This is a genomic window from Nostoc sp. JL23, from assembly GCF_017115065.1.
In the GTDB taxonomy this organism is placed as follows: domain Bacteria; phylum Cyanobacteriota; class Cyanobacteriia; order Cyanobacteriales; family Nostocaceae; genus Nostoc; species Nostoc punctiforme_A.
This window is the reverse complement of sequence record NZ_JABXKN010000154.1, coordinates 61,548-87,766: the sequence shown is the minus strand read 5'-3', so window position 1 is coordinate 87,766 and position 26,219 is coordinate 61,548. Positions and strand designations below refer to the sequence as shown.

Below are 26,219 nucleotides of genomic sequence, written 5' to 3'. Positions count from 1 at the left end.
AATTAACCTACAGGTTAGGATAAGCTCATATCCTATAGGTATTTTTGGGTTAATATCAATTAATAAATATCAACTACTGGGGACGAGATAGCGATTGTTGTGAAGTTTTACTAGATTTCATAATTTCTATAAAAAATCCATACAACTTCTGCAAACTTTCTATATTTTTTTGCATAATTTCCCGACTTTCTTTGATTTGAGTTAGATGAAATTCACGAAGTTCTGTATATGGCCCACTACCAATAAATTCACTACCAACTTCATTAGTTATATCACCATCAATTAGATTGATTATAGTGTGCATTCGATTACCTGGTTGAGCAACTTGCTGCCCTTGGGGATTTTCTAACTGAGTAGATGATTCTGGAACCCAAGTGGTAATTTCTAGCTCGATAACTTCAACTATTGCTGTTTGAATAGCATCAATAATGTCATCAATCTTGAATCCTTCTCCTTTAGTATTTAGCTTCTTAACTTTTCTTTTAAATTCACTACTTGGTTTGCTAAATTGACTATTGCTTTCCCCATTTTCTATGGATTGACCATTAGTTTCTGCGTTTTCGTTAAAAGTATTATTCACCATGACATTTTAGAGGTTACAGACAGATTTAAATATAAACAAGATACAAGTTTAGGTTATGTCAAAATTTTTAAGGCTTTTACTAAAAAAAAGTAACTAAAGTCAAAACAACTTAATAATTAAAGCAATCTTTACTAAAAAAGTTATGATTTTCCTAAAGTCAAATTTATCTTAGAAAAAGAATAATACCGTGTTAGATTTTGGAGCCACGGTTTGTAATAAGTCCAGCGATGCTGCAAGGTTTTTCCACTGTTTTAAGTGGCGTTGACTCTGAAAGATTTATTTAATTAGCTTTTGGGCGTTTCGTTCTAATCTGTAGAAATTAGATATTACTTATGAACAAAGAAACATAAAGTATGTCTCAGAACAAAAGCAAGATTACGTATAAAGTAATACTCACCATTGAATTCATTTATTTTAGTCAACCTGTTTTTTATTTGCTCTAGCAAAGCGCAGACTCACAAATGGGGGTGACTTTTCTGATAGCAGTATGTATACAATAATATGAATATGATGATAAAGATAAAGAAAATATGTTGTTATCTCGTCAGAGTTTTGCTACACCTGTTGTAATTTGTATGTGTATTTTAGGAGTTGGCTTGATTCAATTCCCCCAATTGCAAAAACTAATAAATAGAAAACAATCTGCCTCTTTAGAAACTCTAAAAGAAGAAATAAAATCTGAAAATATCCGTCTGAATTTTCTCGAAAAAACGCCTAGCTTTGGTTATGATAACTTCATCGCAGATTTGGTATATCTCAATTTTCTGCAATATTTTGGAGATGATGAAATTCGGGATAAAACAGGTTACAGTTTAAGTCCAGAATATTTTGAAGTTATTCTAGAACGTGACCCGCGATTTTTAGCAGCCTATCACAGTCTTTCGATCAGTACTTCATTATATGCTGGTATGCCAGAACGTGCGATCGCAATATCACAAAAAGGCTTAAAATCGCTATCTCCCTCAGTTCCCGAAAGGTCTTATTACGTTTGGCGTTATAAAGGAGTTGATGAGTTATTATTTTTAGGAAACGCGAAAGCTGCCCAACAGTCGTTTGCAACAGCTGCAAACTGGTCGAGTAAATTTTCAGATCCAGAAAGTCAACTTGTAGCTAATACTTCCCAAAGAACTGCTGAATTTCTGAGCCGAAATCCTAATAGTAAATATGCTCAAATTTCTACATGGTCAATGGTTTTAAATAATCATGCTGATGAAAGAACTCAGAAACGCGCAATTAAGGAAATCGAAGCTTTGGGAGGAAAAATAGTTACGACTCCTGAAGGTACTAATAAAATTATATTTCCTCCTAAAGATTAAATTATTGCAAGTGTAATCGAGGATTCTATTCGCTCAATTATTTTCAAGTTTCTCATACATGATTGAGTAAAGTAATACTAATGTCAATAAAATTGGTAGAATCTGACTTTCAAATATTAGGTTGTTTTCTTGTTATCTCTCAGTTGCGCCCTTACATTGAACAGACTAAGTTTGTAGAACAAGTTCGATATCAAATGAAGGAAGGATATCAACTTGCATTCTTGGAAGTAGAAAAGCAAGCTGTAGCGGTCGCCGGATTTCGCATTTCTAATTGTTTAGCATCGGGGAAGTTTTTATACATTGATGATTTAGTTGTTGATGAGTTGAAACGGTCACACAGCTACGGTCAACAATTATTTCAGTGGCTAATTGAATATGCCAAAAATCATGAATGTAAACACCTGAGTCTTGATTCTGGTGTTCAGCGATATGCAGCCCACAGGTTTTATCTCATGCAGCGTATGAGCATTACAAGTCATCACTTTTCAATGGAGTTGTAGCAATAAGCAATTTGGTTGTGACAAATAATATTTTTTGGTATGACGGCAAATTAATTCACTCTCAAACCCTAGAATTAAACATTAACGATCCGGGTTTACTTTTTGGGGCAACTGTTTTTACAACATTGCGGGTTTATGAGAACTCCCTAGATAGTAATTTAACTAATTGGCAAGCACATTGCCAGCGCTTACTGTTCTCAATACAATCTTTTGGTTGGCAGCAACCCGATTGGAACCGTCTGCGTCAAGGCGCCCAAATTCTTCTCACACACTTCCCCGTTCTCAGAATTACCGTTTTTCCCGATGGACGGGAATGGATAACTGGTAGATTATTACCACAAAATTTGACAGAAAAACAAAAGAATGGTATTTCGTGCGCTGTTGCCAGTTCAGAATTTTCTCGCTCGCTCCCCTCTCATAAAACTGGAAACTATTTGAGTGCTTGGTTGGCAAAAACTAGCTCAGATGCTCAAGAAGCAATATTAGTTGATGCTCAAGGAAATTGGCTAGAAACCAGTACAGGCAACCTTTGGGGCTGGTGCGATCGCAGTTGGTACACGCCACCAATAAAGTCCGGAATTTTGCCGGGAATTGGGCGATCGCAACTTGTAAACTGGTTGCAAAACCACCAGCAGCCAGTGCGAGAAGAAACTTGGAGCGTCGAGTTAGTCCAGAGATTTGAAGCGATCGCCTACACTAATAGTGTGGTAGAAATTATTCCCATTCATACAGTTCATCTGCCTTCAGGGTCGCTACAATGTAATCCCTACCATCAAAGTTTTCAGCTAATAAGGGAGCTTTTTTTAGCATGACAGCCACGCCAAATTTGTTATATCTTAAGATAAGTTAACATAATTCTTAATAATCACCTTTCCGAGCAGAGAAGCTAGGCGATTGCGCGAAAAATACCGGAGGATAGACCTTAGTGAATAAAAGATGGAGAAATGCAGGGCTGTACGCGCTGCTGTTTATTGTCGTAATTGCGCTGGGAACAGCATTTTTTGACAAACAACCCCAAAGCAGAGAGACATGGCGATACAGTCGCTTTATTCAAGAAGTTCAGCAAGGCAGAGTAGAAAAAGTCAGTTTGAGTGCAGATCGCTCCACAGCACTGGTTACACCCAAATATGATCCAGCTAAACGGATTGTTACCTTAGTCAACGATCCAGACTTGATTAATACTCTGACTTCTAAAGGCGTTGATATTTCTGTTTTGCCCCAAACCGACGAAGGATTTTGGTTTAAGGCACTGAGCAGCTTATTTTTCCCTGTATTGCTTTTGGTTGGCTTATTCTTCTTGTTACGTCGCGCTCAAAGTGGCCCAGGCAGCCAAGCGATGAACTTTGGCAAATCCAAAGCCAGAGTGCAAATGGAACCACAAACTCAGGTGACATTTGGCGATGTTGCTGGTATTGACCAAGCCAAGTTGGAATTAAACGAAGTCGTAGACTTTCTGAAAAACGCCGATCGCTTTACCGCCGTTGGTGCAAAAATTCCTAAAGGTGTGTTGTTAGTTGGCCCTCCTGGTACAGGTAAAACCCTCCTCGCGCGTGCCGTAGCTGGTGAAGCAGGTGTACCTTTCTTCTCAATCTCCGGTTCAGAATTTGTCGAAATGTTCGTTGGTGTGGGTGCATCCCGCGTCCGCGATTTATTTGAACAAGCTAAAACCAATGCTCCTTGTATCGTCTTCATCGATGAAATTGACGCCGTAGGTCGTCAACGGGGTGCCGGTTTAGGCGGTGGAAACGATGAGCGGGAACAAACCCTCAACCAGTTGCTCACCGAAATGGATGGTTTTGAAGGCAACACTGGCATCATTATTATTGCCGCTACCAACCGTCCTGATGTTCTAGATGCAGCCTTGTTGCGTCCTGGTCGCTTTGACCGTCAAGTTGTGGTAGACCGTCCCGATTATGCCGGACGTAGCGAAATCCTCAAGGTACATGCTCGTGGCAAAACCTTGGCGAAAGATGTGGATTTGGATAAAATCGCCCGTCGTACCCCTGGATTTACTGGTGCAGATTTATCCAACCTGTTGAATGAAGCCGCAATTCTGGCAGCACGCCGGAATTTGACTGAAATTTCGATGGATGAAATCAACGACGCTATTGACCGCGTATTAGCTGGGCCAGAGAAGAAAGACCGAGTAATGAGCGAAAAGCGCAAAACCTTGGTAGCATATCACGAAGCTGGTCACGCTTTAGTTGGTGCTTTGATGCCAGACTATGACCCAGTACAAAAGATTAGCATCATTCCTCGCGGTCGTGCAGGTGGTTTAACTTGGTTTACCCCCAGCGAAGACCGGATGGACACTGGTTTGTACAGCCGCGCTTATCTAGAAAATCAGATGGCTGTAGCTTTGGGTGGTCGGATTGCTGAAGAATTAATCTTTGGTGAAGAAGAAGTTACCACTGGTGCTTCTAATGACTTACAACAAGTTGCACGGGTTGCACGTCAAATGATTACCCGATTTGGGATGAGCGATCGCTTAGGCCCTGTTGCCCTTGGTCGTCAACAAGGTAATATGTTCCTTGGACGAGATATCATGTCAGAGCGCGATTTTTCTGAAGAAACCGCCGCTGCCATTGATGAAGAAGTCCGCAAACTTGTAGATGTAGCTTATACACGCGCTAAAGAAGTGTTGGTGCGTAACCGCCACATTTTAGATGAGATAGCGCAAATGCTGGTTGATAAAGAAACAGTAGACGCTGAAGAGTTGCAAGAAATTCTGTCGAATAACGATGTGACAACTGCTGCGTTTGCCTAATTTAATGAGGAGTTAGGAGTAGAGACGCGATTAATCGCGTCTTTACAACAGTTAGGAGTTAAGAACAATCCGTAACTTTTAAAATTTGGGGTAATTCTGGGATTTTCCAGAGTTCCCCCAATTTTTTTAATTTATTGTCAAAAGCCCGGCCATGAAGACCGGGCTTTTAATCCGTAATGGGGTTATATTCCCCGAAGGTTCGTTATAGAGTTTCAGTATAAATCGCTAATCTGATAGAGACTACGACCTGAGCATAATCAATTCCGGAAAATTAGAAAAATTTTTTAGATACACCAAAATCAAATTACTAACGCCAGCAGAACGTGGCCAAATTCTGGCACAGAGCTTGCATGAACTTGGTATAGATCCTGATTCTCTCTCGTAAGAACTTGAAATCAGGGTAATTCGGAAATTTTACGAATTACCTTGATTGCGATGATGCAAAAGAATTTATGCATTCTGTCGCGCACCCCCTATGGCATTAAATAAACAACTTTCTAAACCTCGATCGGACTAGCGTCAAGAGTGACTGGATACTAATCAGTTGGTTAACTTACACTCTGGATGTGGGTTTCAAAAATAGCCATGCCACAAAGAATGTAGCCGCCGTAAATAGTTGCGTCAAATCCAAAGCAGATAGATAGCCATCTGCAAATGAAGCAATACTGCGATCGGTAATGCCAAATACCCAGGATGACAGCCCAAACAGCCAAATCCCATTCTTGAGATTTCCGACGAATTGCTTAGAGTCTGATGGTTTTTGGTCTTTCATAATCTTCTGTTCCGTTGGTGAACAATCTGATGATTGATGCGAAATACCGGCCATTAGGAATTTTTTCGGATTCCTGACGCTGAATTTACATTTACTATCTATTAACAATATTAATAAATATTTCACCTACTTGACATCCCTACCCAAAGGTACATCTCCTAATGATGACATTCCTCTTTTGGTTCTGTTACCTCCGATAGACAGCAATACATTGAGTTCTCAGCTTTACAGCGTCAGGGTTGAATACTGAAATCACATGATTTTTAAATAACTATATAAATATTTATTTATGCTTTGTATAAAATACCCCGTAGGATAGATGCGTTACCAAAATATCTTCATACTTCAATGTGTAGAGACTTTGTAGGGGCGCACAGCTAGCTATACGCCCCTACAAGGAAATGAAATACTTATTTTGGAGTAGATTAATTCCTTCACGCTACTTAGTGCTGAGTTCCGTGAGCGGTAGCGGGGCGTTTAGCCCGTGCTGAGTTCTGAGTAAATTAATAAGTACTCAGTACTTATGTATTAGTCTCCCTTGCGATGTCCGTAGCTCTGCCGTACTCTTTACCTACGGTACAGCGAATGGAGAAGCAAGCTACGCGTAGCATCTTGTAGAGAAAGGTGAATGGTCTTTCAACTCAGCACTCTTGACTCAGCACTCAGCACTCATCATCTCACCAACTGCGCGGCAGAATTAAAAAATTGACGACACAACCCCTTTGTGACTAAAACTGTTGTCAACAAGTTAGCAAAAGCAACCATAAACATAATCAAAATTTCGTAGGAGACAGCATCTAGAGGTTTGATACCAGCTAATAACTGTCCGGTGGTAATTCCTGGTATTGCGACCATACCTATGAGTATCATTTGATTGAGGGTAGGAATCAATCCGGCTTTGATAGCATCTTTGCGGTACTGGCTAACTGCTTGCTCTGGAGTTGCACCTAAGCTTAAATGAGTTTCTATTTCGAGATGGCTGGAATTAATGGTGCTGACAAGACGATCGCCTGCGATCGCAGCAGCATTAGTAGCATTACCTAAGACTATCCCTGCTAAAGGAATTATATACTGTGGTTCATACCATCTTTCGGGTTGAATGATCAAGAAGTTAGTGTAAAACACTGTTACGGCGGTACTAATTAAAATTGCACCCCATACCAAAGGCAACAGATGAGGAATTTTTTGGCTGATGCGATTTCGTGCGACAATCGCCGTAATTGTCAGCATTATTGCTAATAGCGCCAAAACTGCCCAAGCATTGTCTAAAGCCAAGATGAAATCTAAAATGTATCCCAATACAAGAAGTTGTAAGATGGTTCTCCCAGTAGCTAGGGCTAAGTTCAACTCTAATCCTAATTTTTCCCAGGCAGATAAACCAATGGCGATCGCCATCAATCCCACAGCAATAGCTAAATCCACAAAATCCAGCTTGATTAGATCCTGCATGGGTTCTCTATCTCCTGGTATTTTCTTTTCAAAGCAGCCCACACATTTGGAACTTTGATCGGATGTGTTGGATCTTGGTTGATATATATCACTTTCATCAATTCAAAATGGTACGACCTTAACATGGCAAACACCTAGTATGCCTACTATCTGTAAATTAAATGTGCGGTGGTTTACCGCACCACAATTTAAGTAAAAACCCTAATAGATGCGTATCTTGGGCGATAGTCTTTTAGTAGCTCCTCTTTGATTCACAATTCAATCAGCAAAAATTGACTGTCGAAGTGCATCCTTTGTATCTCCCGATAAAATGAGAACTCATGATCCAAAGTGTAAATCCCATCCCTGCCTTTGATATCAAGCAGCAATACACCACCATCGAAGCAGAAGTAAGTGCAGCTGTGTTAGAGGTTTTGGCTTCCGGCCGCTATATTGGCGGCCCCTTAGTCGAAGGCTTTGAACAACAGTTTGCCGCTTATAATACTGTCACTGAATGTGTGGCTTGTAATTCTGGTACTGATGCGCTCTACTTAGCGTTACGAGTCTTGGACATTGGTGCAGGCGATGAAGTGATTACAACGCCTTTCACCTTTATTGCGACATCTGAAGTGATTAGCGCCGTGGGTGCAAAGCCTGTTTTCGTTGATATTGACGCGACTACGTTTAATTTGGATGTAGAGCAAGTAGCAGCGGCGATTACACCCAGAACCAAAGCGATTATCCCGGTTCATCTATTTGGGCAACCTGTGGATATGACATCATTAATGGCGATCGCTCAGTCTCACAATTTGTCAATAATTGAAGATTGCGCTCAGTCTACAGGCGCGATTTGGGCTGATGAAAAAGTAGGAAGCATTGGACATATTGGTTGCTTTAGTTTCTACCCTACCAAAAATCTTGGTGGTTGCGGCGATGGTGGAGCAATAACCACTAACGATCCAGCGATCGCCACTAAACTGCGAATACTAAGAGATCATGGTAGTAAGATTCGATATTTGCACGAGGAAATAGGTGTAAATAGCCGATTAGATGCTCTCCAAGCAGCTATTTTGCAGATTAAGCTACGTTATTTAGATATTTGGAACGATCGCCGCCGAGATCTTGCCAACTATTACTACCAGTACCTTAGTCAAGTTGCGGGGATTGTCCCGCCCCAAGAATTACCTGGGGGTATTGGGGTATGGAATCAATACACTATTCGCATATCCGGCGAAGGGCGAAATGGTTCTAGCGCCAAATATCGAGATTGGGTGCGTAGTCAATTGCAAGAACAGGGCGTGAGTTCAATGATTTACTACCCCCACCCTTTACATTTGCAGCCAGTTTATCAAAATCTAGGCTATCAAATTGGGGACTTACCAATAGCAGAGCAAGCTTGCCATGAGGTTATATCCTTACCGATGTTCCCAGAACTGACACAACAGCAGCAAGACCAGGTGATTTATGCGTTGAAAGAAGTTATGAGTTAGAAGTTAGAAGTTAGGAGTTAGGAGTTAGAAATTAGGAGTTAGAAGTTAGAAGTTTTGAATAAATAAGTTTCTTCAACTCATAACTCATAACTCATATCTCATCACTCCTAACTCATCACTCTTAACTCATTACTACATTTGCAGTCGCTAAGGCTTCTACTAGTCCACGCACGGCGGCAATCATTGCGACTTCGCTATTGAGTTGGTTGATGGCGGAACCAACACCAACGCCAGCAGCACCAGCCGCGATCGCTAATGGTGCGGTAACGTTAGAAATGCCGGAAGCGCATAATACTGGCACTGACACTACACGGGAAATTTCAAAAGCTGCTGCCAAGGTGGGAGCAGCTTTTTCAATTAATCCTAGAGTTCCAGGGTGAACTGGGTTACTGCTGGTACCGCCTTCGGTTTGGATAATGTCTGCTCCAGCTTTTACCAGTTCTTCTGCTAGCTGTACCTGTTGATCTAGTTCCAGGATGTGGGGAACGGTGACAGATAGGGTGATTTCCGGCAGGAGAGCGCGGGTTTGCTTAGTCAGTGCTAGTACTTCCAGAGCTTCAAAGCGGCGTCCTTGAGCATAGAAGGAATCGAAATTCCCGATTTCGATTAAATCAGCACCAGCTGCGACAGCTTGCACAAATTTCTCTGGCTCTATTGCTGAAACACAAATAGGTAAATTTGTCAAACTTTTAGCTAGCTGGACTAAAGCTGGATCGGCGGCAATATCGACAAAAGTAGCACCGCCAAATTCAGCAGCTTTGACAGTAGCAGCGACGCTAGCAGCGTCGAAGTTATTCAAACCGCTGATCACTTTGAGAACGCGGCGATTAGTAAATGCACGTTGGAGTGTGGAATGCATCGTCATAGTTTGGCTTTTGAAGCTACGAAAATTAGGTATATTCTACCGTCCCTCAGTTGATTGGGGACTAAATCACTATGGTAGTTGCCAAATATTGATAGTTTTTTGATAATTTTATCCTTACCGCCACTAACCAAAGTTTTGCCATCTGTACTGAAAGCGATCGCATAAACTTATAATCTGATCTATCTACGTCTGTAGGGTTTTCACCATTATTCTAGTCAAACTCTAGAGGCCACAAATCTGCAATTGGTACTTCCCATCCTGGGAGCAGTTCGGGAACTGTTAAAATATCGCCATCACGAAGTATTATTGGCTCTTGTCCAAAATTGTAAACTTCAACAATCCGCTCATCTGGATTGAGCAAAATTCCTACCTTAGTTCCCAAACTCAGAAATTCTTGAATTTTGGCTCTCAGATCCTCTAAATTATCGCTAGGGGACTTCACCTCTACAGTCAAATCGGGAGCCAATTGAGCAAAAGACTTGGGACTACGACGCAAGCGTTCGGCTAAAACAAATGAAGCGTCCGGTGCGCGCAAATCGGAATTAGGCAACCTGAAACCGGCGCTAGAAGCTGCTGTTCGTCCAAGTTTGCGCGGTCTAACCCAGTTATGTAACTGGGCAATCATCGCGGCTGCGACTTCATCTGATTCGTATCCTGATGGACTCATAACAATAATATTACCCTTGACTAGTTCCATACGAAAGTCAGGATGCTGTTGCTGCATTTGTTCCAAGTCTTCAAGTGTTAGGGACATAAAACCTCTAGTTACACGTCTCTATATTAATTATGGAGACAACAGACCTCTCTAGGTGCGATCGCCCCATGAATTCTCCTCATTTTTCACGGGATTATGCAACGCCATTTTCCTAATTACTTTCTACGTTTACGATCAAACTTTATTTCTTGCGACTATGACTTCAGATATCAAACCCATTTTTGCTATCCTGACTGATGAAGGGTCTGCCATCGACTGGAACCGGCTGCTGACCGAAATCCTGAACGCTTTCGACTGCTCTACAGGTAGCATCCATACTCTAGATCAAGACAGCCAGTTATTGCACCTAAAGGCTTACCAAGGCATTCCAGAATTACTCTTGCCTAAAATGACGCTAATTCCCATTGGTAAAGGAATGGCTGGTGTCGCCGCCGAACGCAAGCGACCCGTACAGATTTGCAACCTGCAAACCGACGAATCAGGAGTGGCTAGACCCTCAGCAAAAGAAACGAAGGTAGAAGGTTCCATCGCAGTGCCGCTGATGCTGAATGGTCGATTGCATGGTATCTTGGGCATTGCCAAGCCAGTTCCCTACGAATTTACTCCTCAAGAGGAAGAGACACTGATAGAGATTGGAGAGGCCATTAGCTGGAAAATCGTCAGTTAATATCAAATAGTATTGCTTATTTTTCAAAATACTCCATTGCTGTTTGTACTTTCTCAACTTGCCTGGGTGCTTGCATTTCGTTAAAGAGTGCGATTGCTTGGACAAAACTTTCCCTACTCTTAGCAATTTCACCCATTTTTTTATGAGTCAATGCCAACTGATAATAAGCCTCAGCTAAGTCTGATTTCGCACCGATTTTATCAAGAATTTCTATTGCTTCTGAATGATGAAAAATTGCTCTGGTAAATTCTCCCTGTTCTCTAAAAAGTTCAGCCAGAGAACTTATAGCTTTAGCTTTGATTTGGGTAAAGTTGTTTTCTTCAGCATGAGATATAGCTCGTTGGCACAGATCAAAGGATTTTTTAAGATTACCTAAATTCTTATAAGTTAAGCAGAGACTTACTAAACTATGCCCGATTCCCCATAAAGTTACTCTAGCTGATGATGACATCGTAGAAAAGGCAACTTCAGCAAGATGAAAGGCTTCTTCTCCACTACCAGGGCGTGATTTTATCAAAGCTAGACAGCATTGACCATAAGTCATATAATCATCAAGGTTGCTATTCTGTTCAGCAAGGCTACAAACAGAATTGAAACAATCTTCGGCTGCTTCTATTTCCCATAATTCAAGTTTACAAAGTCCAGTATTGAACAAAATAGATATTTTTGTTTGCTTGACATCTAATTTGCCTAATACTTCTTCTGATTTCTCATAGCATTCTATAGCTTCTCTAATGCAACCGATAATTCGATATGTATAGCCAAGGATATTGTAAAGTCTAATTAGTCTTTCTTGCGATTTTATATCGTCTATTATCCGTTTAATGACAGAAAAATTTTTCTGGAGCAGTCCCAGTTGGTAAAAAGAGCAACCCAAAGGCAAACCTATACTCCACTGTTTGCCTCGCCCTTGTAAAATTACATCACCAGCTTGCTCAAAATCACTAATTTCTACATAATGATAATAAGCTTCTAAAGCTGTTAATGCATCTGTAATATTTTTGATTTTTGTAACTCGTTGCGTCCAACATTCTGCGGCTTTTCGATTTACTAATTCCCATTCTTCACTGACTAATCTTAATCTACTAATTGCTTCATCACGAATTACCGGATGTAGCCAATATTGTCCTTTTTTTGCTTCTATTAAAGACAAATCTTGCAGAGCTTTAATTATACTTCTACGTTTTTGCTCTGGTACATCCCAAAGCAAACATAAAACTCCCTCTATCGATAATGAAGGAATATCTTGATAACGATAGCATCCTAAACGACACAGGAGGCTATAGGCTTCTAAGTCATTTTTTTGAAGACGGGTAAATTGACTGGCGACTAAATCTTTTAACTCTCTTTCTATTAATAAATCTGTACAGTTTTCCTGCCAATAGGCGTGTATGTCACCAGAAAAATCTGTCAATATTGCTCCTCGGAGAATTTGCATTGCTTTGGCATTCCCTCCATAAGCTCTGCACATTTCACCGAGAATAGTACAATCACAATTGATGTGGCAACTACTGAAAAACTCTCGCCATGCTTCATCATCTAAACCTTCAAGTGGATAGAGATGAACCTCTACACTAGATTCGCGTAAACGCTCACGACTTGTTACTAAAGTAACTGAATGCACATCCGAATCTGCTAATACTCTCAATAGCTCAACATAAGGGCGACGATATTCTAGAAACTTGCCATTTTTATCGAGAGCAGTTTCTAGATTATCGATAAATACGCCAATTTTAGAAGTTTGTTCTCGAAGTTTGCGCCGTAGTCGTTCTAAGCTGATACCAAAGTCTCCTCCCGGTTCTTCGTTAAAGTATCGCCGTAGCCATTCTTCAACCACACTCTCTACAGGAGTAAGGTTTTGGATTTCTGTGGCCATCCACAGTTCTAGGACAAAATTAAATTTTTGACTTTTAAAATATTTGCGTGCTAATCTTGTTTTGCCAACACCACCTTCACCTTGGATGAGGATAACTTTTTCTCCCCGACTGACTAAGGTGTGGAGTTCGGCTATTTGGCGATCGCGCCCTACAAAGTTAGAATCTAAATCTTGGGGTTTAGTGCCATTGCCCTCTAAATTGGGAATATAGCTGATTTTTAGCGACTGTTGAGTTGTTCTAAATCCCTGAACTACCCCTTGGAAGGTAGATTTGGAGACTTTCACTCCCAGCACTTTTGATAGTAAATGCCAAAGTTCTGCGCCAACTGATTTTAAATGCGCTTCTGTATAACGAAGGCTGTTGGCAATATCCTGGTAAGTCCGCCTTTCATCCTCCCACAAATGACGCAAGATAATCCTTTGAGTTTTATCTAAGTGTTCTCCCGTCTTGAGAAAAACCAAGTTATCTACAAACTCTAAGGCCTCTTCTACACCCATTTGCTAACTTGATGTATCATTTGTAATTCATTATAACGATATTTTTACTACTTCTTCCTACTTGGCATACTACAAAATACTTTTTCCTACTCGGTAGGGAATTTACTTTATCCGACTGCAAAGCCTTTGGGGTTGTATTACTCTTGTAAGTAATACAGGCAAAGTTAAGTTAAGCGCCAATAAAAAGTGGTTGAGGAGAGATTTAGAGAGCGCTACTACTGCAAGCTTAGTAAATCACAGCTGTTACTGTGCCATATTAATTACTCATGAAAGTGGTGTCTACTAAACAGGCAGTGGGTATTAACTAACTAGATTCTGTAGAGCGTATTTACAACTAAGTATGTAAGTCTTTACTTTACAGGAGGTTCAATGATGTTAGACAAAGATTGTCATCATGATTGCAATCAAAATCAGTGCCCTTTTGCCCAAGATACACGTAATCCCAATAGATATGTCTGCCTCAAATGTGGTGTTGAGCGAGAAATAAATAAGTATTCCTCTGGGTTTGGCTCGTTTTTGCTCCTGTTGTTGGGCTTGTTTATTTCATTTCAACTATTAGTTAATTATGAAAAGCAAGACAATCTACAAAAGCAACAACAGTCTTTAAATAATTCAACGAACAAGGCAATTATCCAATTAGAAAACTAATAATTTTGATTCCCCACAGCCTGTTTTAAGGAGGAGTGGGGGAATCAAAAAGAATATTCGTTGCCCAAAATTCAGCTACTTTCGTGAGTAAAACTATGGACGCAAATCAGGATACGCTTTTATTTCGCTTTGCCTCGAAATCCTTAAAATATTTTTTGTTGGTGCTATTCGGCATTGCGATCGCTTACGTTTTATCCAGTGGTTTGGGTATCTTACAAATCATACCCATACTGCTGTACCTTTTACAACAGTTTTTGCTTCCACTGGGAATTATTCTGTTGTGTTTAATGACAATAGCAGTCATTTTTGAATCCCTGCGTTAAAAATTGGGGGAGTTAGGAGTTAGGAGTTAGGAGTAAAGAATTAATTGCCTCTCTTGTCTCCCTCATCCCCTTTTCTCCCCCATCTCCCTAATCTCCCTCACTTTTTCGTGGCATCTAAAAACTTCAACTGGTGGTATAAACAGCTAATCTGCGCTAAATCCACACCTACTGCTTGGGCTTTCCGTAATGGGCTGCCGAAAATTGCTTCTACCTCCAAGGGACGTTGTTCGTCGTAGTCAATTTTCATACTGGGGCGGTAAGGCGTCATTTTGACAGTATAATCCAGCATTGTTTGAATGAAGCGATCGCTAATAATCCGCCCATAACTTTTCGCCCCTGCCGCTACTTCATACATCAACTGTTCGACTAACTCGCGGGTGTACTCATACGCCATTAATTCATCAGTTCTAGCGTTGAGAATCACAGAAAGCCCATTGTACGGGATATTCTACACCAACTTTTTCCAACGTGCTAGTAGTAAATCTTCGGCTAATTCAATTGAGATAGCAGCGCTTTCAAAGTCATCAGCAATTTGCTGCATCCTCTGAGTTATCCCACTAGGCTGATAGTTAGGGGTATATTCACTGAAGTTAATTTGCCCATAGTCTAAGTGGTGTATATGCCCTGGCCCCACTTTGTTAGAACATAAAAAGCACAATCCGCCGATAACAGTTACATTACGAACAATTTCAGCGACTTCCTCTTCTACACCAAGTCCATTCTGTAATACCAACACTACGCCATTCTCTTTAACTACAGGTGGCAACATCTTTGGTAGTAAATGGTTTTGCGTTGTCTTCAATGCTACCACCACCACATCGCATTCTGGCATCTTTTCTACATCGTTGTAGGCATGAACTTCAGGAAGGGTAAAGTCACCGTCTTTGGACTCTACCACTAAACCATATTTCTTTAACCTGTTCGTAATCACTCTTGAGCAAAAAGTGGACATCCAACCCAGCTTTTTGCAGTCTAGCGCCATAGAACCCACCTAATGCTCCAGTTCCCAGAATGGCATACGTGCGATCGGACATTTCTTTTATAACGGAATTTTCCTAAAAACATCATAAGATGATGTCTGACGAGAGTACGCGTCTAGGTGTAGTTTATTCAACGCCTAATTTTAAATTTATTTTGTTTAATAAAACTTAAAAGAGGTTTATTATCCTTTAAAATCTTTTGCAGAGATTTAGGTAAGATATATGGCTGATATTGTTGATATTGCAGTTACGGCTGAGTCGTTTAAAACACTGGTGGCGGCTGTACAAGCTGCTGGTTTAGTAGAAACATTAAAAAGTCCTGGCCCGTTCACTGTCTTTGCACCAAATGACGATGCTTTTGCCAAGTTACCAGCGGGAACTATCCAAACTCTGTTACAGAATATTCCCCAGTTAACACGGATTTTAAAGTATCATGTCGTTCCCGGAAAGCTGCTAAAGGCTGATTTAGCAGAACTCGGTACGGTTAATTCTGTGGAAGGTTCACCCATTAAAATTCATTCTTCTGATGGTTTTGAAGTTAAAAATGCCACAGTTTTAGCAGCAGATATCGAAGCTGATAATGGTGTAGTACACGTTATCGATACGGTAATTTTACCGGGTTAATTCGGCTAGGGTGGGTGTTTTCCACCCTAGTTATCCAAAATCTTTATAATTAACTAACTATTGGTAGTATCAAAACGCAACTGAATATTTTAACTTATGTTATATTTGCAATGTGATTACTCACTCATCTGTTAATCTATATTTCGTTATTTTAAAATCAAGTAAATTAAATTCTTAAAAAGCTAACATCTATCCCAACAAATTAATGCTGGATTTTAACACCCTCGCTGAGTTCTCTCGTGGCAACTGCATAAGTATTTGTGCATTTCTCGTACCAGCGAACTTACTTGTCACAATTTCAACAATGATTCTAGTAGCGTTGCGTCGCCCATCATATCAAGTGTGGCAATCTGCTGGAATTGCTAGCTTTTTCGCTTCTGTAATGATATTGCACGTATATACTTGGTTCATGATTGGCGTGGTGATGGCTCCTACTTATATCTTGCTGTGCCTAGCAATCACTTGTTTGGTAACTAATTTGGCAGCAATTCTTTTTCAAAGACGCTACAGCAACAGCCCTAGTCTTTCAAACTGAAGTCTATCCAGGCGTCTATGGGTGATAGACTTCAGAAAATCAATCATCATTTGACCAAATAATTACTAATTCGTAATTCGTAATTCGTAATTAAAGAGGGTTCAAGCCCCAAAAGAATTGTAACTACGAATTACGAATTATCAATTACGATTTATGTTGAGGCCTCTCCATTCATGCTCAAGGATGGCATATAACCAAGAGTCCCGCCATTCTCCTTTAATCCAATGGTGTTCTCGCAAATACCCTTCCTGCTGCATTCCAATGTTTTGCATAACTCGTGCGGAGGCAATGTTTTCTGGGTGACAAGTGGCAAAGATGCGATGTAAGCCTAACTCCTGAAAACCAAATGATATAACTGCTTTTACAGCTTCAGTTGCATATCCTTGTCCCCAAAATTCCTTGGTAAAAGAGTATCCAATAGAGCCTATTCGGTTGTCAGTATCCTGAACGGATATACGACAGATACCAATTAATTGCTTTTGGGGTTTCAAAATCACTGCCAAAGCAAAATGCTGACGGGGTTCTTTGCCTTGCAATAAAATCTCTCTTTGCAAAAAGTTTTTGGTATCTTCTTCGGTATTAGGGCCAAAAGTCAAGTAACGCACAACTTCAGCATCAGCAGCGTATTTATGAACCTCTTGCCAATCTGATTCTACAAAGTCTCGCAGTATAAGACGTTGGGTTTCTAGTGGTATCATTTGGGAAATTCTGCACGTAACTGACTGACTACCCGATCTAGTCCTACAGAATGGGCGGCTTTGAACAATAAACGATCGCCTGTTTGCACAAATGTCTTCAACCTAGCCACCAACTCGGCATGAGTTGCAAAGCACTCCGATGGGATACCTTCGGCACTTTGAGCGATCGCTTCGGCATCTTCTCCATCTACCAAAACCAACAAACCGTCTAAATTCAACTTACGTACTGTTTCTCCCACTCGCTGGTGCAACTGCTGCGATCGCTCTCCCAATTCTTTCATTGCACCCAATACGGCAATTTTCCGCTTTCCGGGTGTGTCTGCCAATAATTGCAACGCTGCAATCATGGCTTCTGGTGCAGCATTATAAGTTTCATCTAAAATTACCACATCATTAGATAAAGTAAATCGCTGCGATCTTCCTGTGGGCATATCCACCTCCACACCTGTTTTTAAGGATGCCCAATCGATCCCCAACACCTTTGCCACTGCTAAAGCTGCTAAGAAATTAGTCGCATTGTGACGACCAGGTAAAGGTAGAGGTAGTTGGATTCCTCCGACTTCCACAGTTTCGTTATCAATTAACTCCCCTTGAATATCCCCACCAGAAAAGCCGTAAGTCAAAACTTCTCCGTGCCAAACTTTTGCTGCTGTGGCCATTAATAGGGGATTGTCATGGTTGAGAATTGCCACACTATCAGCAGGCATTTCGGCTAACAACTCACATTTTGCCTCAGCGATCGCTTCTTCGGAACCTAGTAACTCAATATGCGCCGTTCCCACATTGGTAATTACTCCAATTGTTGGACGCGCTATTTGTGTGAGTTCGGCAATTTGTCCTCTACCCCGCATCGCCATTTCAATCACGGCGTAGTCATGTTCTGCACCAAGTTCTAGGAGAGTTTTTGGGACACCAATTTCGTTGTTGTAATTTCCATAAGTTTTGTGAACTCGTCCCTTTGTTCCTAAAACTGCGGCAATTAATTCTTTGGTTGTAGTTTTACCCACGGAACCGGTTACGCCAATTACAGGAATATTAAAGCGATCGCGCCACCATCGGCCGATTTGTTGATATGCCTTGAGGGTGTCTTTTACCTGCAATACCGGAAATCCCGGATTTTCGTATTCAAAATCTACAATTGCAGCTATTGCACCCTTTGCGATCGCAGTTGGCACAAATTCATGTCCATCAAACTTATCGCCTCGGAAAGCGACAAATACTTCACCGGGCTTCAAGTTACGGCTATCTGTTTGGATACCGCTAGTTACTTGTGTTAAAGCAGTTTCGGATAAGTTTACAGAATGGGCCAAAATAACTTCAACCAGTTGGTTTAGGGTGGCAGAACAACGCATAAGCAATTTACAATTTAAAGTTCAAAATCATAAAATCGAATTATGACATAATATTGTTTAAATCAGATAATTTATACTATCAATGTAGAGACGTTGTAATGCAATATCTCTAAACGATATTGAATTATCGCCAATAAATAATCAAAGAACAGCAAAAAATAGTGGCAAAGAAGCTCAACTTCCTTGCCAGACTTTGTTTATAAGCTATTTATACAGTTTAATCAGGTAAACATAATGGGCATAACAAGTTATGTTCTATCACTCTATGCGCGATTTTTAATCAAGATTACTTCCACAATTTGTATTGCTATCTCACTAGAAACCCCTAAAGCTTGATATAAATCATTTAAGAAGTTTTTTTCTTCTTCAGGTATAATACCTTCAGCTAAGACTAAATCGGTGGCTACTGCAAAGGCTGCTTCCCGCAAGTCTTGAGATAGAGAATCTTTTGCTGCATTAAACAAAGCATTAAAGTCATCACCCTGGAGAATGCCCAAGATTTTGTCAAACAGCCTGTTCATCATTTCATTGGGATAACTTTTAAAAAGTTTCAGCCGAGACAGCACAGAAATGATAGAATTTGCTTGCTCAACAGAAAGATAACCGTCTGAAGCAGTTGCCGTCAATATAATGACAGCAAAAGCTTCCGCTGGATTAAGTGATGCTTGGGTTTGGCTTTCTGTACCCAACACAGCGTCGAATAGACCCATTGTAGTAGCTCCTTGGTTAGAGTCCCAATAGCGCTACTTTTACCTGTATATTTGGTAGATTTCCAGGTAAGACTATAACGCTATAAGACTTTCATACCTTAGTGTTCCCAGGATTTATTCACGGCGAACACTTGTACCCAAAGCTTTTTGCCAGGAACTACATTGCCATCTGTAAATTTAGCGTTCTCCTGTCTTTTCTATTGTCTCAATCACCGCCAAACCTATACCAGAAGCTGCCATTAACAGTACTACTGATAACAAATAGGCGTTGGTCAGCATTCGTAGGGCTTCATCGAAAAAAATATAGGTGGTCATTGCTTCACCTTTTGAACTTTGTGCTGCTTGTGCTTTTTATTTCTCCACACCCCGATAGGTGAATTTCGGTGAGAAACTGCTAGCAATTGCATCTTAACAAAACTTTAGCTCTTTCATAACCCCGTTGAAAATTTTTCTTTCTGAAGATTCTATGAAGTTTATAAAAAAGGGAATGGGGCATTGGGCAAAACAGTTCCGATTTCCGTTAGCGGATAGCTAAGGTTTAGCCCGTTCCTAGTCCTGAGTAAAGCGAGATTCCCAACTCGAAACTCTTGAGGGGTATGGGTTATTCTCCTTGTCCCCTCCGCTACAGTTGTCCAATGCCACCAACTCAGAAAAGTCTCACCTGGCTTTGCTATCTGGAACATTAGGGAACTTGGCCATCGCTCTTCATTAGGTAGATGGGGAAACTCTTTTTTAGAAAAAGGAGGTTCTGCAAGTGTCACATATCGAGTTGCTTGAACAAACTGAGCAACTTGAGCGTTATTGAGACGAGGAAAGCCTAAACCAAACAACGTTCAATCGTCGCTACAACTGATTGAGAAAGAGTATCAAAGTCGTAACCACCTTCTAAGCCAAACAGAATTTTACGAGTTACCTCTAGACAATAGTCAGTAAATAAAGCGTAGTCTTGTGGCTGCAAATTGATACTTGCCAAAGGATCTTCCGCATTGGCATCGTAACCAGCACTCACAATTAGTAAATCCGGCTGAAAGTTGGCTAAAAACGGTACTACCTTCTTTTCAAACAGCGGCTGATATACTGTAATATCGCTACCTGGGGGTACAGGCAAGTTGAGGATATTATTGTGAAAACCCCGTTCTGTAGCTCTCCCAGTACCGGGATAACACGGGTACTGATGTAACGAACAATAAACAATTTGGGGATAAGTCTCTACAATGGACTGAGTACCATTACCGTGATGTACATCCCAATCGAGGATGGCGACACGCTTAATTCCAGGTTGTTCTAGAGCAAATAAAGCGGCGATCGCGGCATTAGAAAATAGACAAAAGCCCATCCCAGCATCACTTTCAGCATGGTGTCCTGGGGGACGCGCTAGTACAAAAGCTGGATTCGCCGACCCTAACACAACCTTAACTCCATCTAACCATGCACTGACTGCCAACAATGCCACATCATAACTGCGTGGGGAAACTGGCGTATCTCCATCCAAAGGGCCGCCGCCACTAGAGGCGATTTGCCAAAGTTTTTTGATGTAGGCTGGGCTATGTGCTTTAACTAACGAAGACATCAGCGATGGCTGTTCTGATGCTGGTGTAGGCAAGTCCCAGGTAATTTTATCTGCGAATGTAGCTGCTTTTAGAGCATTGGCGATCGCACTTAAACGTTCTGGTTTTTCAGGATGGTATTTTCCAGTCTTGTGATCTAAAAATTCGTCGGAATAAATGACTGGCAGCATAGGACGAAAAAGGCCGACAGTAGGACAATGAATGTTATTGTATCCTCACTGGTACAAACAGTTTTCCCTTTTACTAGATCGTTAGTCGTTTACTTTCGAGGACTTCTGTTGCTTTCTGTGCAGAAAGTGGGCGGTAGAATAAAAAGCCCTGTACCTCCTCGCAGTTGATAGATTTCAAGAATTCCAATTCCTCTTCCTTTTCTACCCCTTCGGCTGTTAACTTTAATCCCAAGCTGTGTCCCAAGGTAACTATGGCCTTGATAATATGAGCTACTTTGGCATCCTGCGTCAAATATTGAATGAAAGATTTATCTATTTTCAGATTGTGGAGTGGCAAAAGCTGTAGGCGCGAGAGCGAAGAATGACCCGTACCAAAGTCATCAATGGAGATGTAAATACCCATCTGCTGTAGCTCCTTTAACACCTTTGTGGTAAAATCCAAGTCCTCAATTGCTGTGGTTTCCATAATTTCTAATTCTAAAAAGCGGGCTTCCAGACCTGTTTGTTGTAAAATCCTAGCTATAGTCTCTAACAATTTGGGTTGGCGGAACTGCTTCAGAGAAAGATTGACAGCGATCATAATCGGTGGCAACCCAGCATCTTGCCATGCTTTATTTTGGCTACAGGCCGTCTGTAGAGTCCATTCGCCGATGGGGACAATTAATCCACTTTCTTCGACCAGGGGAATGAACACACTGGGGGCGACCAATCCCATCTCTGGGTGCTGCCAACGCAACAGAGCCTCCATACTAGTAATTTCCCCTGTGGCAATGTTCACACGAGGCTGGTAGTACAGCATAAATTCATTGCGTTCTAGGGCATAGCGCAAGCTCTTTTCTAAAGTCAGGAGTTCAGGATTTTTAGCACTCAGGGAAACACTGTAGAATTGGTAGTTATTCCGCCCTTTGTCCTTGGCGTAGTACAAAGCAGCATCTGCGTGCTGAATTAGTGTTTCGGTGTCAGGGCTGTTGTTATCAAGTAAGGCAATACCAAGGCTAGCAGTCACATAAAGTTCATGCCCTTGGAGATGAAACGCATCTTCTAAGGCTTGGAGGATTCTTTCTGCCACCAAAGTTACCTCTTCAATATCGGTGACTCGTGGGAGTAAAATAGTAAATTCATCGCCTCCCCAACGGGCTACAGTATCTCCGCCTCTGAGTGAGTCTTTTAATCTTTGAGAGACACTTTGTAACAATTTGTCTCCCAGAGTGTGCCCCAGAGTATCATTAATGACCTTGAAGCGATCCAGATCGAGGAAGATCACAGCTAAACTTTCGCCATTTCGAGTGGCGTTGGGCAGAGTTTTACTGAGCAGTTGATTAAATAGTAGACGATTGGGCAACCCTGTCAGCAAGTCATGGAGGGCTTGATAGCGAATCTTTTCTTCTACTTGCTGACGCTGCCGCGCACCAATGATACTGGCGGCCATCGTCAAAAGAGTAGATTCTTCGTGCTTTGACCAATGACGCTCAAAGGTACAGTCTGCCAAGCCAAGATATCCCCAGAAATCATTATCCAAGCGAAGAGGCACTAAGAGAAGAGATTGAATGCCATCTCGAATCAGGAATTCTTGTTCGGTGACAGGAAATTTTTGAGTGATACCGTTAATTGACTGGCCCCTAGAGAGAACTGTATACCAACGGGCTAATCCAGAATCTTGATAAGGCTGATTCTGCCAATGGTGGTGGGTAGATTCAATACAAGATTGTGTCCATTCAAACCGTAGGCTGACTGCCATTTCCTCTGTAACAGGATGAAGATGGTTCTGAAAGAGATAGGCACGATCTGCCTTGGCAGCTTCGCCTAGTACAGCTAGAGCTCGATCGATACCAGTTTCGTAATTCATTTCTCCTAGCAAATAATTGGCAGCTTCTGCAACTGCTTGTAACAAGCGATCGCGCTGGCGCAGTTCGGCTGTAGCTTGCTTTTGCTCTGTAATATCCCTAATAATAAAAGTTCTAATTAAATCACTTTCAGGAAGATAGAGAACAGATTGTTCAAAAACTTCTGTACCTACTTCCACCTCCCGCACAAAAGAATTTTTTTCTAGATTGTTAACTCCAATCAAGAGTCCTGTTAAGATCGGGTGTTTTGTCCCAACTTCCCTAAGATTGGGAAACTTGATAGCTGCGACTGGATTGAGATAAGTAATTCTTCCCTCGAAATCCATCTCAATAATTGGATTGGGAATGAGTTCAGGAAAGGATGCTAGGCGAGCTAGGGCGGACTCACTAGCTGCTTCAAAGCTGGGATCGATGGCTAAGGTTTGAAAAGGATTGGCAGGACTGGCTTGCTCTGAGAAGAAACCAGATAAGTCTTCAACATCAAAAGATTCAGAAAATGCTTGTTCGGAAATGTTGGAAATAGCATAATATTTAGCTTGAGCTTTATTACTGCCAAAAGCAATGATATCTCCATGCCTAAGATTATGAGAAAAGCATTTATTGCCATTCACAAATAAGCCATTAGTACTTCCTTTACCCTTATAGTTGCCATCAATAATCTGGAAGCCATATTGGTCAGTTTCTGGAACAGTTACTCGCAATAAAATTGCATGTTGCATTGATACTGACCGGGAAGCCAAGACAATAGTGTTTGCAGGATGCCGCCCCAGAGAATAAGTAGTCTCTCGCAAGGGGACAGTTCGCCGCCCTTCCAGGTCTTGGATGACCAACAGATGGCGTATTTTTTCCCGCTCATTTCCTTGCATGGCTGTTCCTCAAATTCTTATATAATTAGTATTTATGTCTTAATCTGAAAAAGGCTGCTCCTATAAGTCCAGAATTTCCGGCTGCACTTATGGGAAAATTTACTCAATCAAAGTTCTCACGATCTGCGTAGGCGTAGCCCGCCGCAGGCATCGCAAAATTGATATGAGGGTGTAGACGAGCCTTTCTCTTCATTGATTGACCGCACTCAGCGCTAACGGAAATCAGCACTCTTCTTTTTATGGAATGAGATGGCTAATTGTTCAATCAGTTTTTGTGGTAGAAATTATAGCTTTTTTCTCTATTCATACATAAGTTCTAAACTTTTTTCCTTCGCCTATATCATCTAACCTTGTCTTTCTTAGGATACCCAGATTGACAATTCAAAATTAAAATTTCCAAATTGTACCCTTACAGGGAAGCAAGCTAGCGTAGCGTCAGGTTAGCGTAGCCTCTTGTTGAGAAGAGAGTTACATGAGGGAATTTCAACCCCAACTAAAACTGCACAAGGCCAGGGCCAATCCGCCTCTGAGCTAAGTGCAGACATTGGCGTTAGCCTCTCTCTTTGGAAACTAGTACAACACGGCGGAAATAAACCACCCATTCCAAATCAATGAAATGCTTACGCTGTATTCATTTTTAATTTTTAATTTTTAATTTTGCCTTGCGGTACTAGCTATCCATTAGTGACATCTTTACTTAAAATTTATAAAACGCTTAATCTCCAACCTCATAAATTTAGGGACTTTTGATGTCCTATTAGAGTATTAGTCCAACAACTTAGGGATATAAGATAGAGAAGTATGTTTAACTTTTCTTTCCCCTGATCATGGGGTTGAAAAAGTGAGCATTAATTAAGCATGGTTAATGAGTACTAATTCATACCTATTATTTACTATCAAATGCTGAAAGTAAGTGTTTTGAGCATTGGATGAGCATTTTAGAGAAAGTGAAGGCTGAAGTGTTGATATTATGTCGGTTTATCGTAATCTGCAAGAAACTCACTTAAATCGTGCCCGCGCCAGTCTCAGACAAGCGCTTTCTTGGTATGGATATCTTCGCAAGTCAGGACAGCTTTCATCTAACCCAGAATTGGTAGGTTTGGTGAAACCAGAATTGGAAGCTTTGAACGCCACACTCAACAAGCTAGATTCAAATGTCATTAGAATTGCCGTCTTTGGTTTGGTGAGTCGAGGAAAGTCAGCAGTTTTAAATGCCTTGCTGGGAGACAAAATTCTGCAAACTGGGCCCCTAAATGGTGTCACACAATGGCCGCGTTCCGTGCGGTGGCAGCCCGGTGGTAAGGTACTAGTAGAGTTAATTGATACTCCCGGATTAGATGAAATTGCGGGTGAGTCACGGGCGGATATGGCACGAGAAGTAGTACATCAGGCAGATTTGATTTTATTTGTCGTGTCTGGTGATATCACGCGTACTGAGTATCAAGCACTGCTGGAATTGCGACAATCACAAAAACCCTTGATTTTAGTGTTTAACAAGATAGATTTATACCCCGATACCGATCGCGGCGTGATTTACCAAAATTTGCAACAACTGGGTGCTGGGAATCCCCAAGCAAAGCCTCTACTCCCGGATGAAATTGTGATGGTGGCGGCAGAGCCAGCAGCAATGGAAGTGCGGGTTGAGTGGACTGATGAGCGTATCAGTTATGAATGGGAAACACCACCACCGCAAGTAGACGAACTTAAAGAGACAATTCTGAATATTCTCAATCGGGAAGGGCGATCGCTTCTGGCTTTAAATGCACTGATCCAAGCACGGGATGCAGAAGCCGCGATCGCTCAAAAAACCATCGATTTACGCGAAAAAGAAGCCGAAGATATCATCTGGCAATTTACCAAATACAAAGCTTTGGCAGTAATGCTCAATCCCATCGCCTTCTTAGATATCCTTGGCGGAACTGTTGCTGATTTAGCTTTAATTCGCGCTCTCGCTAGATTGTATGGTTTGCCGATGACTAGCTATGAAGCCGGGAAAATTTTAAAAACGATTTTATTTAGTTCTGGTGGTTTACTACTTGGAGAACTAGGTAGTAGTTTTATTTTAGGTTTAAGTAAAAGTACGGCAGCAATAACTAGTGGTGACAATCCCAGCAATATTACTGCTTTTGCTGGCAGTGCGATCGCTCAAGCTGGTATCGCCGGCTATGGTGCGTACTCTGTTGGCAAAGCCGCTCAAGTATATCTCGAAAAAGGCTGCACTTGGGGACAATTAGGCGCTAGCAGTGTCATTCAAGAAATTTTATCTCAAGTTGACCAGAATACAATTCTGTATCGTCTGCGACAAGAGTTAGGCATAAAATATTGAGAATAAATAAGATTTATTAAGCTTTTGTTACCGTTTATAAGTGTTTATCAACTTCTATCAAACTCTTCTGACAATTGACTGACATTCCGAATTTGGGA

The 26,219-nt window shown here is 41.2% G+C and carries 23 protein-coding genes and 1 pseudogene; 11 read left to right on the top strand and 13 right to left on the bottom strand.

Annotated features, from left to right (window positions below; translation table 11 throughout):
* Positions 1-73 precede the first annotated feature (73 nt).
* Positions 74-583 (bottom strand): hypothetical protein, encoded by a 510-nt coding sequence (locus HWQ42_RS34545; RefSeq protein ID WP_292820453.1) that lies wholly within the window; start codon positions 581-583, stop codon positions 74-76.
* 530 nt (positions 584-1,113) lie between these two features.
* Between HWQ42_RS34545 and HWQ42_RS34540 the strand changes: the two genes are divergently transcribed.
* The 4 genes from HWQ42_RS34540 to ftsH3 all read left to right on the top strand — a co-directional run bounded on the left by HWQ42_RS34540 (position 1,114) and on the right by ftsH3 (position 5,166).
* On the top strand, positions 1,114-1,899 hold the full coding sequence (locus tag HWQ42_RS34540; protein ID WP_292820450.1) for a hypothetical protein: 786 nt from the start codon (positions 1,114-1,116) through the stop codon (positions 1,897-1,899).
* A gap of 80 nt (positions 1,900-1,979) precedes the next feature.
* A complete protein-coding gene (locus HWQ42_RS34535) occupies positions 1,980-2,399 on the top strand; it encodes a GNAT family N-acetyltransferase (protein WP_292820447.1) in 420 nt (139 codons plus the stop codon).
* A 17-nt stretch (positions 2,400-2,416) separates the two neighbouring features.
* The gene (locus HWQ42_RS34530; RefSeq protein ID WP_292820444.1) at positions 2,417-3,211 is read left to right on the top strand and encodes an aminotransferase class IV; all 795 of its coding nucleotides are present in this window, start codon (positions 2,417-2,419) and stop codon (positions 3,209-3,211) included.
* A gap of 113 nt (positions 3,212-3,324) precedes the next feature.
* Positions 3,325-5,166 carry an ATP-dependent zinc metalloprotease FtsH3 gene (gene ftsH3 / locus HWQ42_RS34525; RefSeq protein ID WP_292741628.1) on the top strand — a complete coding sequence of 614 codons (1,842 nt, stop codon included), beginning with the start codon at positions 3,325-3,327 and terminating at the stop codon, positions 5,164-5,166.
* 553 nt (positions 5,167-5,719) lie between these two features.
* On the opposite strand, the gene HWQ42_RS34520 is transcribed toward ftsH3, so the two are convergent.
* Together HWQ42_RS34520 and fetB are read right to left on the bottom strand one after the other, a co-directional pair.
* Positions 5,720-5,938 (bottom strand): hypothetical protein, encoded by a 219-nt coding sequence (locus HWQ42_RS34520; protein ID WP_099099105.1) that lies wholly within the window; start codon positions 5,936-5,938, stop codon positions 5,720-5,722.
* Positions 5,939-6,610: 672 nt separating this feature from the next.
* The gene (fetB, locus tag HWQ42_RS34515) at positions 6,611-7,387 is read right to left on the bottom strand and encodes an iron export ABC transporter permease subunit FetB (protein WP_292820440.1); all 777 of its coding nucleotides are present in this window, start codon (positions 7,385-7,387) and stop codon (positions 6,611-6,613) included.
* Between the two features lie 320 nt (positions 7,388-7,707).
* On the opposite strand from fetB, the gene HWQ42_RS34510 reads away from it, so the two are divergent.
* Positions 7,708-8,856 (top strand): DegT/DnrJ/EryC1/StrS aminotransferase family protein, encoded by a 1,149-nt coding sequence (locus HWQ42_RS34510; RefSeq protein WP_292820437.1) that lies wholly within the window; start codon positions 7,708-7,710, stop codon positions 8,854-8,856.
* Between the two features lie 121 nt (positions 8,857-8,977).
* Here the strand turns inward: HWQ42_RS34510 and HWQ42_RS34505 are convergent, their stop codons facing one another.
* Both HWQ42_RS34505 and HWQ42_RS34500 read right to left on the bottom strand, forming a co-directional pair.
* The gene (locus HWQ42_RS34505; RefSeq protein WP_292820433.1) at positions 8,978-9,721 is read right to left on the bottom strand and encodes a DUF561 domain-containing protein; all 744 of its coding nucleotides are present in this window, start codon (positions 9,719-9,721) and stop codon (positions 8,978-8,980) included.
* A gap of 211 nt (positions 9,722-9,932) precedes the next feature.
* A complete protein-coding gene (locus HWQ42_RS34500; RefSeq protein ID WP_292820430.1) occupies positions 9,933-10,475 on the bottom strand; it encodes a Uma2 family endonuclease in 543 nt (180 codons plus the stop codon).
* 157 nt (positions 10,476-10,632) lie between these two features.
* On the opposite strand from HWQ42_RS34500, the gene HWQ42_RS34495 reads away from it, so the two are divergent.
* Positions 10,633-11,103: a GAF domain-containing protein gene (locus HWQ42_RS34495; RefSeq protein WP_292820427.1), complete on the top strand. Its 471-nt coding sequence runs from the start codon at positions 10,633-10,635 to the stop codon at positions 11,101-11,103.
* Between the two features lie 16 nt (positions 11,104-11,119).
* Here HWQ42_RS34495 and HWQ42_RS34490 read toward each other — a convergent pair whose 3' ends face one another.
* Positions 11,120-13,477, bottom strand: coding sequence for a tetratricopeptide repeat protein (locus tag HWQ42_RS34490; protein ID WP_292820422.1), 2,358 nt, complete (start codon positions 13,475-13,477; stop codon positions 11,120-11,122).
* Positions 13,478-13,846: 369 nt separating this feature from the next.
* Between HWQ42_RS34490 and HWQ42_RS34485 the strand changes: the two genes are divergently transcribed.
* Positions 13,847-14,125, top strand: a complete 279-nt coding sequence (locus HWQ42_RS34485) for a hypothetical protein (RefSeq protein ID WP_292820419.1) — start codon at positions 13,847-13,849, stop codon at positions 14,123-14,125.
* A 95-nt stretch (positions 14,126-14,220) separates the two neighbouring features.
* On the top strand, positions 14,221-14,448 hold the full coding sequence (locus HWQ42_RS34480; protein WP_292820417.1) for a hypothetical protein: 228 nt from the start codon (positions 14,221-14,223) through the stop codon (positions 14,446-14,448).
* 97 nt (positions 14,449-14,545) lie between these two features.
* Here the strand turns inward: HWQ42_RS34480 and HWQ42_RS34475 are convergent.
* A pseudogene (locus HWQ42_RS34475) lies at positions 14,546-15,482 on the bottom strand (putative 2-dehydropantoate 2-reductase).
* 168 nt (positions 15,483-15,650) lie between these two features.
* Here HWQ42_RS34475 and HWQ42_RS34470 point away from each other — a divergent pair.
* Both HWQ42_RS34470 and HWQ42_RS34465 read left to right on the top strand, forming a co-directional pair.
* Positions 15,651-16,052 carry a fasciclin domain-containing protein gene (locus tag HWQ42_RS34470; RefSeq protein WP_094327870.1) on the top strand — a complete coding sequence of 134 codons (402 nt, stop codon included), beginning with the start codon at positions 15,651-15,653 and terminating at the stop codon, positions 16,050-16,052.
* A 205-nt stretch (positions 16,053-16,257) separates the two neighbouring features.
* Positions 16,258-16,587 carry a hypothetical protein gene (locus HWQ42_RS34465; protein WP_292820412.1) on the top strand — a complete coding sequence of 110 codons (330 nt, stop codon included), beginning with the start codon at positions 16,258-16,260 and terminating at the stop codon, positions 16,585-16,587.
* 140 nt (positions 16,588-16,727) lie between these two features.
* On the opposite strand, the gene HWQ42_RS34460 is transcribed toward HWQ42_RS34465, so the two are convergent.
* From HWQ42_RS34460 to HWQ42_RS34435, 6 genes are all read right to left on the bottom strand, one after another.
* Positions 16,728-17,285: a GNAT family protein gene (locus HWQ42_RS34460; RefSeq protein WP_292820409.1), complete on the bottom strand. Its 558-nt coding sequence runs from the start codon at positions 17,283-17,285 to the stop codon at positions 16,728-16,730.
* The gene (gene murF / locus HWQ42_RS34455) at positions 17,282-18,637 is read right to left on the bottom strand and encodes a UDP-N-acetylmuramoyl-tripeptide--D-alanyl-D-alanine ligase (protein ID WP_292820406.1); all 1,356 of its coding nucleotides are present in this window, start codon (positions 18,635-18,637) and stop codon (positions 17,282-17,284) included. Before murF ends, HWQ42_RS34460 begins: the two co-directional genes overlap by 4 nt.
* A 263-nt stretch (positions 18,638-18,900) precedes the next feature.
* A complete protein-coding gene (locus HWQ42_RS34450; RefSeq protein ID WP_292820403.1) occupies positions 18,901-19,347 on the bottom strand; it encodes a tellurite resistance TerB family protein in 447 nt (148 codons plus the stop codon).
* Positions 19,348-19,524: 177 nt separating this feature from the next.
* On the bottom strand, positions 19,525-19,662 hold the full coding sequence (locus tag HWQ42_RS34445; RefSeq protein ID WP_194041036.1) for a hypothetical protein: 138 nt from the start codon (positions 19,660-19,662) through the stop codon (positions 19,525-19,527).
* Positions 19,663-20,164: 502 nt separating this feature from the next.
* The gene (locus tag HWQ42_RS34440) at positions 20,165-21,085 is read right to left on the bottom strand and encodes a histone deacetylase (RefSeq protein WP_292820400.1); all 921 of its coding nucleotides are present in this window, start codon (positions 21,083-21,085) and stop codon (positions 20,165-20,167) included.
* A gap of 73 nt (positions 21,086-21,158) precedes the next feature.
* Positions 21,159-23,795, bottom strand: a complete 2,637-nt coding sequence (locus tag HWQ42_RS34435; RefSeq protein WP_292820397.1) for an EAL domain-containing protein — start codon at positions 23,793-23,795, stop codon at positions 21,159-21,161.
* Between the two features lie 970 nt (positions 23,796-24,765).
* On the opposite strand from HWQ42_RS34435, the gene HWQ42_RS34430 reads away from it, so the two are divergent.
* On the top strand, positions 24,766-26,121 hold the full coding sequence (locus HWQ42_RS34430) for a GTP-binding protein (protein WP_292820394.1): 1,356 nt from the start codon (positions 24,766-24,768) through the stop codon (positions 26,119-26,121).
* Positions 26,122-26,219 lie beyond the last annotated feature (98 nt).